Annotated in this window: 11 protein-coding genes and 1 pseudogene; 3 read left to right on the forward strand and 9 right to left on the reverse strand. The window is 66.0% G+C overall.

The features are described 5' to 3' along the window. Positions 1-6: 6 nt before the first annotated feature. The 3 genes from B5F74_RS06600 to B5F74_RS06610 form a co-directional block, all read right to left on the reverse strand. Positions 7-783 carry an amino acid ABC transporter ATP-binding protein gene (locus B5F74_RS06600; protein ID WP_087201057.1) on the reverse strand — a complete coding sequence of 259 codons (777 nt, stop codon included), beginning with the start codon at positions 781-783 and terminating at the stop codon, positions 7-9. 6 nt (positions 784-789) lie between these two features. Next, positions 790-2103, reverse strand: coding sequence for an amino acid ABC transporter permease (locus B5F74_RS06605; protein WP_239283391.1), 1314 nt, complete (start codon positions 2101-2103; stop codon positions 790-792). A gap of 106 nt (positions 2104-2209) precedes the next feature. Continuing rightward, on the reverse strand, positions 2210-3061 hold the full coding sequence (locus B5F74_RS06610) for an ABC transporter substrate-binding protein (protein WP_066828620.1): 852 nt from the start codon (positions 3059-3061) through the stop codon (positions 2210-2212). Positions 3062-3552: 491 nt separating this feature from the next. Between B5F74_RS06610 and aspS the strand changes: the two genes are divergently transcribed. Further along, entirely contained in the window at positions 3553-5307 is a 1755-nt protein-coding gene (aspS, locus tag B5F74_RS06615; RefSeq protein WP_087201242.1) for an aspartate--tRNA ligase, read from the forward strand. A gap of 594 nt (positions 5308-5901) precedes the next feature. Here aspS and B5F74_RS12610 read toward each other — a convergent pair. The 6 genes and pseudogenes from B5F74_RS12610 to B5F74_RS06635 all read right to left on the reverse strand — a co-directional run bounded on the left by B5F74_RS12610 (position 5902) and on the right by B5F74_RS06635 (position 9643). Then, positions 5902-6036: a family 1 glycosylhydrolase gene (locus B5F74_RS12610; RefSeq protein ID WP_229254065.1), complete on the reverse strand. Its 135-nt coding sequence runs from the start codon at positions 6034-6036 to the stop codon at positions 5902-5904. Positions 6037-6062: 26 nt separating this feature from the next. After that, a complete protein-coding gene (locus B5F74_RS12615) occupies positions 6063-6713 on the reverse strand; it encodes a hypothetical protein (RefSeq protein ID WP_087201059.1) in 651 nt (216 codons plus the stop codon). A 103-nt stretch (positions 6714-6816) separates the two neighbouring features. Continuing rightward, positions 6817-7038 carry a VOC family protein gene (locus B5F74_RS12620; RefSeq protein WP_239283405.1) on the reverse strand — a complete coding sequence of 74 codons (222 nt, stop codon included), beginning with the start codon at positions 7036-7038 and terminating at the stop codon, positions 6817-6819. A gap of 79 nt (positions 7039-7117) precedes the next feature. Continuing rightward, positions 7118-7198: pseudogene (locus B5F74_RS12625) on the reverse strand (VOC family protein); the annotation flags it as partial. 129 nt (positions 7199-7327) lie between these two features. Beyond that, a complete protein-coding gene (locus tag B5F74_RS06630; protein WP_087201061.1) occupies positions 7328-8530 on the reverse strand; it encodes a chloride channel protein in 1203 nt (400 codons plus the stop codon). Positions 8531-8599: 69 nt separating this feature from the next. Then, positions 8600-9643 carry an AraC family transcriptional regulator gene (locus tag B5F74_RS06635; protein WP_143753819.1) on the reverse strand — a complete coding sequence of 348 codons (1044 nt, stop codon included), beginning with the start codon at positions 9641-9643 and terminating at the stop codon, positions 8600-8602. A gap of 82 nt (positions 9644-9725) precedes the next feature. Here B5F74_RS06635 and B5F74_RS06640 point away from each other — a divergent pair, with 82 nt between their 5' ends. Both B5F74_RS06640 and B5F74_RS06645 read left to right on the forward strand, forming a co-directional pair. Further along, complete coding sequence (locus B5F74_RS06640) at positions 9726-11576, forward strand: ABC transporter ATP-binding protein (protein WP_204212484.1); 1851 nt, start codon at positions 9726-9728, stop codon at positions 11574-11576. Continuing rightward, positions 11573-13306 carry an ABC transporter ATP-binding protein gene (locus B5F74_RS06645; RefSeq protein WP_087201067.1) on the forward strand — a complete coding sequence of 578 codons (1734 nt, stop codon included), beginning with the start codon at positions 11573-11575 and terminating at the stop codon, positions 13304-13306. Before B5F74_RS06640 ends, B5F74_RS06645 begins: the two co-directional genes overlap by 4 nt. The last annotated feature ends 9 nt before the right edge of the window (positions 13307-13315 follow it).

The following is a 13315-nucleotide window of genomic DNA, read 5'->3' on the forward strand; positions in this document are numbered from 1 at the left end:
ATTCGATTACTTAAGGCTGACCTCGCCCAGGAAGGCGCGGGTGCGCTCGCTCTTGGGATGGTTGAAGACCTCGTCGGGCGAGCCCTGCTCCACGATCACGCCGCCGTCCATGAAGATGACGCGGTCGGCGACATCGCGGGCGAAGCCCATCTCGTGGGTGACGACGACCATGGTCATGCCGCCCTGGGCGAGCTCGCGCATGACGTCGAGGACGCCGCGCACGAGCTCGGGGTCGAGCGCGCTCGTGGCCTCGTCGAACAGCATCACGTGCGGCTCCATGGCAAGCGCACGGGCGATGGCCACGCGCTGCTGCTGGCCACCGGAAAGCTCGCTGGGGAAGTGGTCGGCGCGGTCGGCAAGCCCGACGCGGGTGAGCTGCTCCATGGCGATGCGCTCGGCGTCGGAGGCAGAGCGCTTGAGCACCTTCTGCTGCGCGAGCATGACGTTGTGCAGGGCGTCGAGGTGCGGGAACAGGTTGAACTGCTGGAACACCATGCCCATGTGCTCGCGGACCTTGTTGACGTCGACCTTGGGGTCGGTGATGTCCTTGCCCTCGAAGATGATCGAGCCGCCCGTGGGCTCCTCGAGAAGGTTCAGGCAGCGCAGCATCGTGGACTTGCCGGAGCCCGACGGGCCCAGGATGACGACGACCTCGCCGCGGTGGATGTCGAGCGAGATGTCGAGCAGGACCTCGAGGTCGCCGAAGCTCTTGCGCAGGTTCTGGATGCGGATGATCGCCTCGCCCGCTGCGGGCGTGGCGGGCGTGGATGCGGTATCGGCCATGATCGGTTAAGCCTCCTTCGTCGTTGCGGACGCCGCGGGGACGCCTTTGCGCTTGCGCTTGCGCCCGGCGCGGGTGCGCTCCTCAAGATGGCGCGTGACCTTGGACAGCGGCAGGGTGATGACCAGGTAGAACAGGGCCGCCACGATATAGGGCGTGATGGAGCCGGTGGACGCCACGATGGTGCGCGCGTACATGACGAGCTCCATGATGCCGACAGCGGCGAGCAGCGAGGTGTCCTTGTACAGCGTGATGAACTCGCTCGTGAGGTTGGGGATCACCAGGCGGAACATCTGCGGAAGGATGACGTAGAGCGTGGTCTGCAGGCGGTTCATGCCCAGCGAGCGCGCCGCCTCGGTCTGCCCCTTGCTGATGGAGAGGATGCCGGCGCGGAAGATCTCGCACATGTACGCGCCGGAATTGAGCATCATGACGACGACGCCGAGCGGGAAGTTGGGGATGTTGATGCCCGCCAGCGGCAGGCCGAAGAACGCGATGTAGATCTGCAGGAACAGCGGCGTGCCGCGCACGATGTTGACGTAGGTGGTGGCGATGCCGCGCCACAGGCGGAACTTGGAAAGGCGCATGAGCGCGAGCACGAGGCCCAGCGGAATCGCGAGCGGGAAGGCGACGGCGACGATGGCGATGGACATGAAGAAGCCCGTCAGCACGACCGGGAAGCTCGTCACGAAGATCGTCGGGTCCGCGAACAGGCGCAGGAAGCGGTTGGAGTTCCACGCCTTCACCCAGTCCTGCTCCTCGAGCCACTGGGACAGCGCCTCGGTGGCGGAGATGCCCTGCACGGAGATGACGGGGATGTCCTCGATGGAGGCGTTGTCGACCGCGCCGTCGGCGGTTGAGTAGCTCGCCTCGACCTGCATATCGCCGCCCTCGGTGGGGAAGTAGACGTCGTAGACGATGATGTTCAGGTGGCCCGCCTGGGACAGTGGCGTGTTGAAGTCGAGGACGAGGTCCTGCCCGTCGACGGTCTCAGTGTAGTCGACCTCGTTGCGCGTCATGAGGTCGTCGCCGGTGAGCAGCGTCAGCGCCAGGTCGTCGGTGTTGAACGACGTGCCGTCGGGAATGTGCAGGACGAGCTGGGAGACGTTCTCCCCCTCATCGACGGTGGCCTCGAAGGTGATGCGCGACTGGGTGTTGCCCATGATGGCGGTGGGGTCGTCTTCGGAGTTGGGTCGCCCGGTGCACTTGACGATCTCCATGGCGTGCGCGGGCGTGGAGGCAAACAGAATGCACGCGCACAGCGCCACGATGATGGCGCTCAGGGCCGGTGCAAGATGACGACGTGTGGAACTACTACTCACGGGAGCCTCGTTTCTAGCTTCTACATATGGGAAATGCGGCCCCCTTCCGCACCGGAGAGGGGCCGCGAGCAAACGGTTGCGTAAGCTGTTGCCGTGTGATGGGGGATTAGCCCATGTTGTTGGCGATGATCTCGTCGAGCGTGCCGTCCTCGGTCAGTGCGGCGATGGCCTCGTTCATGGCGTCGACCAGGTCGGGGTTGTCCTGGGAGACGGCGATGGCGTACTCCTCGCCGGTGGCAGAGGTCAGCACGGTGTGCTCATCGGAGTACGCGCCGGCGAGCATCTGGTCGACAACGGCCTTGTTGCCGCAGACCGCATCGGCCTGGCCGGCCTGGACGGCGGCGAAGGCATCGGTGAAGTTGGGGAACGGCAGCTGCTCGGCGTTGGGGAAGTTCTCGGCGGCGAAGTCGGCGCCGGTCGAACCGCTCTGGACCGCGATGGTGACGGCCTCGTTGTTGAGCGCCTCAGCGGCGTTGTCCTCGGTGATCTCGGTGTTGTCGCTCATGACCGCGACGGCCTGGTTGTCGATGTAGTACGGGTCGGTGAACAGGACCTGCTCCTCGCGCTCGGGCGTGATGGAGATGCCGGAGAGGCCCGCGTCGGCCTGGCCGCCGGCGACGATCGCCGGGATGATGCCGTCGAAGTCGATGTTGGTGTAGACGCACTCGAGGCCCAGGTAGTCGGCGATGGCGCGGCCGAGGTCCATATCGAGGCCGACGTACTCGCCGTCCTCGAGGTTCTCGAACGGCGGATAGTCGGGCGAGGTGGCAAACGTCAGCTTGCCGGATTCGAACAGGGTGAGCTCGCCGTCGGAGGAGGTGTCGGCGGACCCGGCGTCAGCGGCGGGTGTGCTGCCGGTGGCGGTGGATGCGGTGTCGTTGCTGCAGCCGGCGACACCAAAAGCGGCCATGGCGGAAGCGGCCGCCAGGGGGACAAACTGCCTACGGGTGATGTTCATGAGAGTTCTCCTTCCAAAACCCCGTTGAATTCATGAGTGGACCCTATGCTAATTCTTATAACTATGCATGGGCAAGAAAAAATATGCATGCAACAGTATGGAAACACCTATCAATATTCATTTTTACTGGGTCATTTTGCGACAATGTGCACGAGTTATGCATAAGGGTGCCGAATAATGCACAGTCCGTGCAAATCAATGTCTTGACATGCATGGGTCATGTGGGGACGGGTTCGCCTCAACCCATCCTGCCCAGGGATGGCCGGGGCCGCCGCGGGCAGGCGGCCGCATCCCGTTTGCTTCCACTTTGTAAAGTATGCGCGGAGAGGGAAGTTTTTCGCTATGCTAGTGCAACTGCCCAGCCTGCGCCGTCTACGCAGGTTCGGCAATCTGTAGGCAGGCCGCCCGTACCGGCACGGGGCGGCACAGATCTCATAAGGAGGACCCCTGTGGCTACCGACCACATCGCAAACCCCGTCGACATCCATTCCATGCACACCCGCACCTGCGGCGAGCTGCGCGCCGAGAACATCGGCGAGGAGGTCAAGCTCACCGGCTGGGTGAGCCGTCGCCGCGATCACGGCGGCCTCATCTTCTGCGACCTGCGCGACCGCGAGGGCATCACGCAGTGCACGTTCGATCCCGAGCACGCCGCGGGCGAGGCGTTCCACACCGCCGAGACCATGCGTCCCGAGTGGCCCATCCTCGTGCACGGCACCGTCATCGCGCGCGACGAGGACACGGTGAACCCCAAGCTCCCCACCGGCGAGATCGAGGTCCTGGCCGACCGCGTCGAGGTGCTCAACCGCTCCAAGACCCCGCCGTTCCAGATCGAGGACGGCATCGAGACCTCCGAGGACACCCGCCTGCGCTACCGCTATCTGGATCTGCGCCGTCCCGAGATGATGGCCAACCTCAAGCTGCGCAGCGATTTCACCTTCGCCATCCGCAGCGCGCTGCACGACCGCGCGTTCATGGAGGTCGAGACCCCGAGCCTGTTCAAGTCCACGCCCGAGGGTGCGCGCGACTTCATCGTCCCCTCCCGCCTGCAGCCGGGCAGCTTCTACGCCCTGCCGCAGTCCCCGCAGCTGCTCAAGCAGCTGCTCATGGTCGGCGGCGTCGAGCGCTACTACCAGGTCGCCAAGTGCTTCCGCGACGAGGACCTGCGCGCCGACCGCCAGCCCGAGTTCACCCAGGTCGATATCGAGATGAGCTTCGTCGACCAGGACGACGTCATGGGTGCGCTCGAGGACGTGCTGCACGACGCGTTCGCGCACATGGGCGTCGACATGCCCACGCCGCTGCGCCGTCTTTCCTATTGGGACGCCATGGACACCTACGGCTCCGACAAGCCCGACACGCGCTTCGGCATGACGCTCGTCGACCTCACCGACGTGTTCAAGAGCTCCAAGTTCAAGGTGTTCGCAGGCGCCGCCAACACGGAGGGCCAGGTCGTCAAGGCGATCAACGCCAAGGGTGCCGGCGCCTGGCCGCGCGCCCAGATCGACAAGCTCGCCAAGGTGGCCGAGACCTTTGGCGCCAAGGGCCTGGCATGGATCGCGTTCCGCGAGGACGGCTCCATCAACAGCCCCATCGTGAAGTTCTTCTCCGACGAGGAGATGGCCGAGCTGCGCCGTCGCTGCGACGTCGAGCCCGGCGACCTGGTGATGTTCGCCGCCGGCCCGCGTCTCGCCTCCGACGAGATCCTGGGCGGCATGCGCTCCCACATGGCCGACGCGCTGGGCATCGAGCGCACGGGCCACGACTTCCTGTGGGTCGTCGACTTCCCGCTGTTCCACTGGGACGACGAGGCCAAGCGCTACGAGGCCGAGCACCAGCCCTTCACGCTGCCGCATGTCGACGAGCTCGACCTGCTCGAGACCGATCCGCTCGCCATGGGGTCGTGCACCTACGACTTCGTCATGGACGGCTTCGAGGCCGGTGGCGGCGGCATGCGTATCCACGACTCCGAGCTGCAGCTCAAGATGCTCGAGTTCATGGGCTTTTCCGAGGAGCGCGCCCGCGAGCAGTTCGGCTTCCTCATGGAGGCCCTCACCTTCGGTGCGCCTCCCATGGGCGGCTTCGCGCTCGGTCTCGACCGCGTGTGCATGCTGCTCGCCGGCAGCGACTCCATCCGCGACGTCATGGCGTTCCCCAAGACGAGCTCCGGCTCCGACCTCATGTCGGCCGCGCCGAGCGAGGTCTCCATGGCCCAGCTGAAGGAGGTCGGCCTGCGCCTCATGTAGGCCTCCGGCACGCCTGGAACTTTTGAGACGCGGCTGGAACGCGCCGCGTCTCCATGGTGAAGCAGCCCTTGCGCTCGGCGCGCAAGGGCTGCTTTTTGCTGGGTTTACGGCATGGGCCCTGCGACACGGCATGTTTGGTCGGCTAGCGCCTTAGCGAAGGTGGTCAATTGGTGCGCTCCCATTGCAAGCACGCGCACAGAATCCGTGCCGTGGTCAAAACATGCGCTCCCATTGCAAACGGAAATGCTGAATTGCTTCTGCGCATTATAAAATGATGCGCATTGCCATGCGAATCTTCCTGTCTCGGGGCCGAATACGCGGAAACCGGCGAACGGCCATCCCTAAACGGACAAAATCGCCTTCCGAGACGCCGTTGCGTCACTTCGATTTGCAATGGGAATGATGCAATTGACCACGACACGGATTCTGTGCGCGCGTTTGCAATGGGAGTGCCATTTTTGACCATTTTGGTCGGGCGCCTACCGCCTTGCGGTACGCTCGCCTGCGGGCCGCGCCCGTCCCGCATGGAGAAAGTCCTCCGGATCCCAGCGGGGATCCGGAGGGCTTTGCAGGCGAATGGTCTGTGATGCGCTCCTACAGCGTGAGCCCGGCGCCATTTCTTGCGATCACGTCGTGGTACCAGGCAAACGAATCCTTGCGGTACCGACGGCACTCGCGCGGGTCGTCATCGGTGCGGTCGACATAGATGAAGCCGTAGCGCTTCTTCACGCCGTTGCTTGTGTTTGCTTGGCAGCTTAGACGAGGCCGCGGATGCAGGCGATATCGGCTTCGGGGAGCTCGAGCTCCGGCGTGAACGAGAGCGATGCGATGTCGAGCTCGATGACGGGCGAATCGGCGAATGTGGTGATGGTGAACAGCTCGTTGGCCGCAAGCGTGTCGGGATCCTGGCCGAGCTTCAGGGTCTCGGTCTGGCTCACGCGGAGTATGAACTCTTCGGGACTGTCGGGACGCGATGCGGCGAGCCTCCATGCAGCGTAATCCATGCCGCTGAGGGTGTCGGTGAGCTGTGAGATATCCGAGGCGCCGTCGTAGGTGTCGAGCGCCTCTCCCGTTTGCGCGTCCTCGACCGTCACGGTCTGCGCCTTGGAGAGCACGCCGTCTTTCCCGAGCAGGTCGGTAAGCACGCTCGGCAGATCGGAGAGGTCCTCGAGGGTGCCCGTCACGTCGTTGATGGCGCCCGCTATGTCGCTCTGCACCTGATCGAGGGCATCGGCCACGTCACCGAGCGCATCGGAAGTCTGGTCGAGGGCGTCTTGGATAGACGGGTCGCTCAGCTCGTCGATGCGCGATCCGGTGTTGTCGGCGACCAGGCAGCCGGAAAGGGGCGCCACGAGCGCCAGCGAAAGCGCGGAGACGACAAGACGGGTGATGTGGGTGCGCAGCATGCAGGCCTCCTTCGAGATCGATTTCAATTGTAGGGGAGCGCTGCGCGCGTGCGGCACCGCATGGCAGAGTTAAGCGATTCCTAAGCAGGGGCGCGGCAGTCGATTACACGGTGATCTCGATCTGGTTGCCCTCAAGCGCCACGATGCAGCTCTCGTAGTATCCGTCGCCCGTGGTGCGCGGGCCGCTTGCGACCCGGTACCCGTCGGCGGCGAGCTGCGCGGTCAGGCGGTCGACGGCCTCGGGGCTTCCGACGCTGAAGGCAAGATGCACAAAGCCGGTCCTTGCAAGCGGCTTCTCCAGGTCGTCCATGTCGGGTCGCGTCATGATTTCGAGGCGCGCCGCCATCGAACGAGAGGAAATAGGAACGAAACCCCGTCGTGGCGTTGTGGTACAGCTCGTTGGACCGGGCGCCGAAATAGCGCGTGAAGAACTGCTTGGCGGCATCCAGGTCGTTGACATACAGGGCGACGTGTTCGATGCGCATAGGACCTCCTTATGGCAAACATGTTCGAACAAGTATACCATGGGTTCGTTGGGGACGGGTTCGTTCCAACCCATGGGCGGCCGTTCGGGCCGCCGATGGGTTGGAACGAACCCGTCCCCAACGAACCCATCAGATGCGCGTCTGGCCCGTGTAGATCGAGCGGTTGCCATTCACGAGGTAGCCCACCGCGCATACGACGAAGAACGCGGGCAGGTTCTCAAAGCCGAAGACCTCGCCGCCGATGAGGACGGGCGCGAGCATCGTGTTGGTGGCGCCTCCGAAGACGGCCGCGTAGCCAAGCGCCGCCGTCAGCTCGAGGGGAAGCCCGAGCACGCCTGCAAGCACGACGCCCAGGCTCGCGCCGATGGAGAACAGCGGGGTCACCTCGCCGCCTTGGTAGCCGGCGGCGAGCGTCACGACCGTGAGGGCGAACTTGAGCGCCCAGTCCCAGACAAAGATGCTGGTAGCGCCCTTGCCAGAAAAGCTCGCGGAGATGAGGTTGGTGCCCAGGCCGGCGTAGCGGCCCTGCCACAGTGCGAGCAGCGCGACCGACAGCGCGACGCCGATGATGGCGATGCGCACGAGTGGGTTGCAGATGCGCGCGGCCTGCCGCTTGGCCGCGGCGAGGCACCAGGCGAAGGCGCCACCGATCAGCCCGAAGACGATGCCCGCCAGGCAGAGCTGCGCGAGCGAGGCGGGCGTGATGGCGAGGGCCTCGGCAAGCGGGACCTCGAACTTCTCGAGCCCCAGGGCTCCCGAGGTCATGCTGGCGGCAAACGACGCGGTGAGCGCGCAGGACAGCGCACGGTACTCGAGCCTGCCCGCCACCAGGACCTCGAGGGCGAAGACGCAGGCGGCAAGCGGCGTGCGGAACAGACCCGCGAAGCCGGCGGCCATGCCGCAGACCAAAAAGGTGTTGCCCGCATCGCGCAGGAGGAGCTTTCTTCCGACCCAGTGCGCGAGGGTGGCGCCGATCTGCACCGCCACGCCCTCTCGGCCGGCGCTACCGCCGAACAGGTGCGTGATCCACGTGCCCCCCATGATGAGGGGGACGAGGCGCAGGGGAATCTCGGGTTCCGTGCCGTGGCCGACGTCGAACACGAGGCCCATGCCCCGTCCGGTGTTCTTGCCGAAGCGGCGGTAGGCCCATGCGATCGCCACGCCCGCAAGGGCAAGAAACGGGACGAGCTGCCAGGGGCGCGCGTCGCGGAACGCGGTGATGGCGAGCAGCACGCGGCCGAACAGCGCGTCGATGGCGCCGACCGCGATGCCGATGGGTATACCGATGAGGGCGAGTATCGCGATGGTCCTATAGGTTTCTCCTATACGCATGAGATGCCCTCCCGGCGGCGGCACTGTTTGGAACGGTGTTGTTTTTGCCCATGATGGCACAGCGCACCGTCATGGGCAAAAACGATCCCGTCCGAGAGCGCCACCGCACCGCGCGCGAAAGGCGGTAGGGGAGCAGCCGAAGGCGTGCTCGAAGGCGACGGTGAAGCTCGACGTGCGCGGATAGCCCACGGCGCACGCGATGGCGGCGATGTCGAGGCGGGGGTTGCCCAGCAGCTCCGCGGCGCGCTCCATGCGCGTTCGGCGGATGTAGGCGCCCAGGCTCTCGCCCGTTTCCTGCTTGAATGCGGCACACAGGCGCGTGCGGCTGGTCAGCAGGTCGCGGGCGAGCTGATCGAGCGAGAGCGGTTTATCCAGATTGATTCCGACGTGGCATTGCGCGCTGCGAACCAGCTGCCTTTGCTCCCGCGTGCCCGCTGCGGCCTCGGCGCGCGTCCGCTCGAGGTACCACCCGAGCGCGGTCAGCGCCGCACGCCCCGTATGCGCATGCAGCATCGCCAGGTTGGCGAGTCTGCCGCCGAACAGCGGCGTCAAGGCGCGCATCGTGCGGTCGAGCGCTGCCGCGGTATCCCCAATGCACGTGTCGCCCGGTTCCTCCATGAGGGCGCGCGCCGCGCGGCGCGCGCGGCCGTCCAGCCGATCGAACCACCGGGGCAGAAGCATGATCGACGTCGCGTCCTGCCGTGTTCCGGCGCGCAGGATCGACCGGTCGCTTTTCATAGCCCCGTCGCCAAAGATGGCGACGTTGCCGTGCGGACGGCTGCGCCGCGGGGGCGCGACCGGGCACAGGGCGAGGCTGTCGCGCGAAAGGGTGCAGACGCACAAGCCCGGCACGGATTGCTCGAAAAACGGCATGTCGTGTTTCACGAGCACGCGGTGCGAGGTGACGACGCAGCAGCCGTCGATGCGGTACACGTAGACGGCGGCGTCGGCGTCGTCGGTGGACGCACGGCCCGCGAGGGCTTCACCGCACGGTTCGAGCGCGATGCCGAACTGCTCGACCTGCGGCTCGTAGAGCATCGAGAGGCGGTCGTGCGCGCAGGCGCGTGCCCGCGGTGCCGCGCAGGATGCCGCATCGTTTCGAATTCGTCCCAATCTGGCCTCCGCAAGTTAGCCAACACTCACTCGAATGATAAGTTAGACATGCTCAACAAAACAAGAGAGAAGGGGGTATCCCATGGGACAAAACGGTGAGTCCGCCGCCCAGGGAAAGGGGCGCGGCGCCATATCCCAGCTGCTCGATTTTGCAGAAGAACGCCGTGTGCTCACCTATGTGGGCTGCTTGCTCTCGGCGGCATCGATGCTTATCAGCTTCGGTCCCTATATATGCATCTGGCTCGTCGCCCGCGACCTCATCGCGGTGGCACCCGATTGGAGCGCGGCGACGGGCATCGGCGTCTACGGATGGTGGGCGCTGGTCTTTGCCGTGGGCTCGATCCTGCTGTACTGCGCGGGGCTCATGTGCACGCACGCGGCCGCCTTCCGCTGCGCCTCCAACATGCGCAAGCGCGCCACCGAGCATCTCATGCACACGAGCCTCGGCTATTTCGACACCCATGCGAGCGGCGCGCTGCGCCGCGTGGTGGACGGCTGCGCCGCCGAGACCGAGGGCCTGCTTGCGCACAAGCTGCCCGACACGGCCGGCAGCATCGCCATGATCGTCGGCATGCTCGTGCTGTTCTTCGTGTTCGACTGGCGGCTCGGCCTCGCGTGCCTGGCGGCGGTCGCCATCTCGCTCGTCTGCCTGTTCTACATGATGGGCGGCAAGGGCATGGATTTCATGACGCGCTACATGGAGTCGCTCGTCAAGATGAACAAGACGGGCACGGAATATGTGCGCGGCATCCCCGTGGTGAAGGTGTTCCAGCAGACCGTCTACTCGTTCCGCGCGTTCCACGATGCGATCGAGGAGTTCACGCGTCTGGCGCAGGACTACGCGGTCACATGGTGCCAGGTTCCGCAGTCGCTGTCGCTTACGATCATCAACGGCGTCGTGGTGTTCTTGGTGCCGGTCGCGCTACTGCTCGCCCCTGGCGAGACGGATTTCGCCTCCTTCGTGGCGAACGTGGCGTTCTACACGATCTTCGCCGCGGTGATCCCGACGGCCATGACCCGCGTGATGTTCATGTCCGAGGCGTTCCAATCGGCGGCCGACGCCGTCTCGCGCGTGAACGAGGTGCTGGCGGCGCCTGTGATCCGGGCTCCGAGACGGGTGCAGGCCCCTGCGGGCAACGACGTGCGCTTCGAGGACGTGACCTTTACGTACGAGGGTGCCGAGGAGCCGGCGCTCGACCATGTGAGCTTCGAGGTCCCTGCAGGCGCGACGGTGGCCCTCGTGGGCCCGTCGGGCGGCGGCAAGACGACGGCGGCGAGCCTCGTCCCGCGCTTTTGGGACGTCGATTCCGGACGCGTGTCGCTCGGGGGCGTCGACGTGCGCGATCTCGACCCGCACGACCTCATGGACCGCGTGGCCTTCGTGTTCCAGGCGAACCGGCTGTTCAGGCAGACCGTGCTCGAGAACGTGCGCGCCTCGCGCCCCGAAGCGTCGCGCGAGGAGGTCCTGGCGGCTCTTTCCGCGGCCCAGTGCGACGACATCCTGGAGAAGCTGCCACAAGGAGTCGACACGCTGGTGGGGACGGGCGGCACGTATCTGTCCGGCGGTGAGGTTCAGCGCCTCATGATCGCCCGTGCGATCCTGAAGGACGCGCCCGTGGTCGTGCTCGACGAGGCGACGGCGTTCGCCGACCCGGAAAACGAGGTCAAGATCCAAAAGGCCTTCAAGCGCCTCGCGCGCAGCCGCGACGGCGCCCCGCGCACGGTGATCATGATCGCCCATCGCCTCTCGACGGTGCGCGGTGCGGACAACATCGTGGTGCTCGACCGAGGACGCGTGGCCGAGCAGGGCTCGCATGGGCAGCTGCTAGCCGAAGGCGGCATCTACGCGCGCATGTGGGCCGATTACGAGCAGGCCGTGAGCTGGCGCATCTCGAGCGACGCGGCGTCAACGGAGAGGGGAGATGCCCGATGAGCATCAAGGAGAAGTACGCGCTCACCGACGAGGGCGTGCGCAACGTCAAGCTCGGCGCCGCGTGGACCGCGGCGGCCAACATCGCCGTGTTCGCCGGCGTCGGCATCATCTACATGCTGATGGATGCGTTCATGGCGCACCTCACAGACGGCGCCGCCCTGCCCGATGCGCTTCCGTACCTGGCGGGCCTCGCCGTGTTCATCATCGTGCTGTTCATGGCGGAGTACTACGCCTACTACTATCAGTACGGCGTGATCTACAAGGAGAGCGGCCGCCAGCGCATCAACCTCGCCGAGCGCCTGCGCAAGCTGCCGCTGTCGTTTTTCGGCCGCCGCGACCTCGCGGATCTCACCGAGACGCTCATGACCGACGTCAAGACGACCGAGCACGCCTACAGCCATGTGCTGCCGGAGCTCTACGGCGCCTACATCACGCTTGGCGTGGCGGCGGTGGGGCTCTTCGCGTTCGACTGGCGCCTCGCCCTCGCCTCCCTGTGGAGCTGCCCGGTCGGCCTAGCGGTACTGTTCGGCGCGCGTTCGGCCCTGCAGCCGATGATGCACGCCACCCGCATGCGGGGGCTTGCGATCTCCGAGGATATCCAGGAAGCGCTCGAGTGCGTGCGCGAGGTGCGCGCCACCAACCAAGAGGAGCGCTATCTCGAGCACATTCGCCGCGACGTCGACGAGGCCGAGCGCCAGGCGTTCAAAAGCGAGATCGCGTGCGGCGTGTGCGTGAACGGCGGCCAGATCATCCTGCGCCTGGGCTTTGCGACCACGGTGCTCGCCGGCGCGGCCTTCATCATGGACGGCACCTGCACGTTCATGACGCTGTTCGCCTTCCTCGTCGTGGTGAGCCGCATCTACGCGCCGTTCGACCAGTGCCTCATGCTGATCGCCGAGCTGTTCTCCGCGCGCACGGCGTCCGCCCGCATGCGCTCGTTTTACGAGGAGCCGCTCGCCACGGGAGACGGCGCGTTCGAGCCGGTCGGCCATGATGTGGTGTTCGACGACGTGAGCTTCTCGTACGGCGGCGCGGAGCAGGTGCTCTCGCATGTGAGCTTCACGGCGCGCGAGGGGGAGGTCACCGCGCTCGTGGGCCCCTCTGGATCCGGCAAGTCCACGTGCGCCCGCCTGGCGGCCCGCTTCTGGGACGCGTCGGATGGCCGGGTGAGCGTGGGCGGCGTGGACGTCTCGGCCGTGGACCACGAGTCGCTGCTGCGCGACTTCTCCGTGGTGTTCCAAGACGTCTTGCTGTTCGACGACACGGTGATGGGCAATATCCGCCTGGGCCGGCGCGATGCCACCGACGAGGAGGTGCTCGCGGCGGCGCGGGCCGCCAACTGCGACGACTTCGTCTCCCGCATGCCGCAGGGCTACGACACGATGATCGGCGAGAACGGCTCCAAGCTTTCCGGCGGCGAGCGCCAGCGCATCTCGATCGCCCGCGCCCTGCTCAAGGACGCACCGGTCGTGCTGCTCGACGAGGCGACGGCGAGTCTTGACGTCGAGAACGAGACGGCGGTGCAGACGGCGCTGTCGCGGCTGCTGGCGGACCGGACCGTCATCGTGATCGCCCACCGCATGCGCACGGTGCTCTCGGCGAACAAGATCGTGGTGCTCGACGAGGGGCGCGTCGTGGAGCAGGGGAGCCCCGACGAGTTGCTTGCGGCCGACGGCCTGTTCGCGCGCATGGTCCGCCTGCAGCGCGAAAGCGCCGACTGGATGCTGTAGCGCACAATT

It is taken from the genome of Collinsella sp. An271 (assembly GCF_002159695.1).
Classification (GTDB): Bacteria; Actinomycetota; Coriobacteriia; order Coriobacteriales; family Coriobacteriaceae; genus Collinsella; species Collinsella ihumii.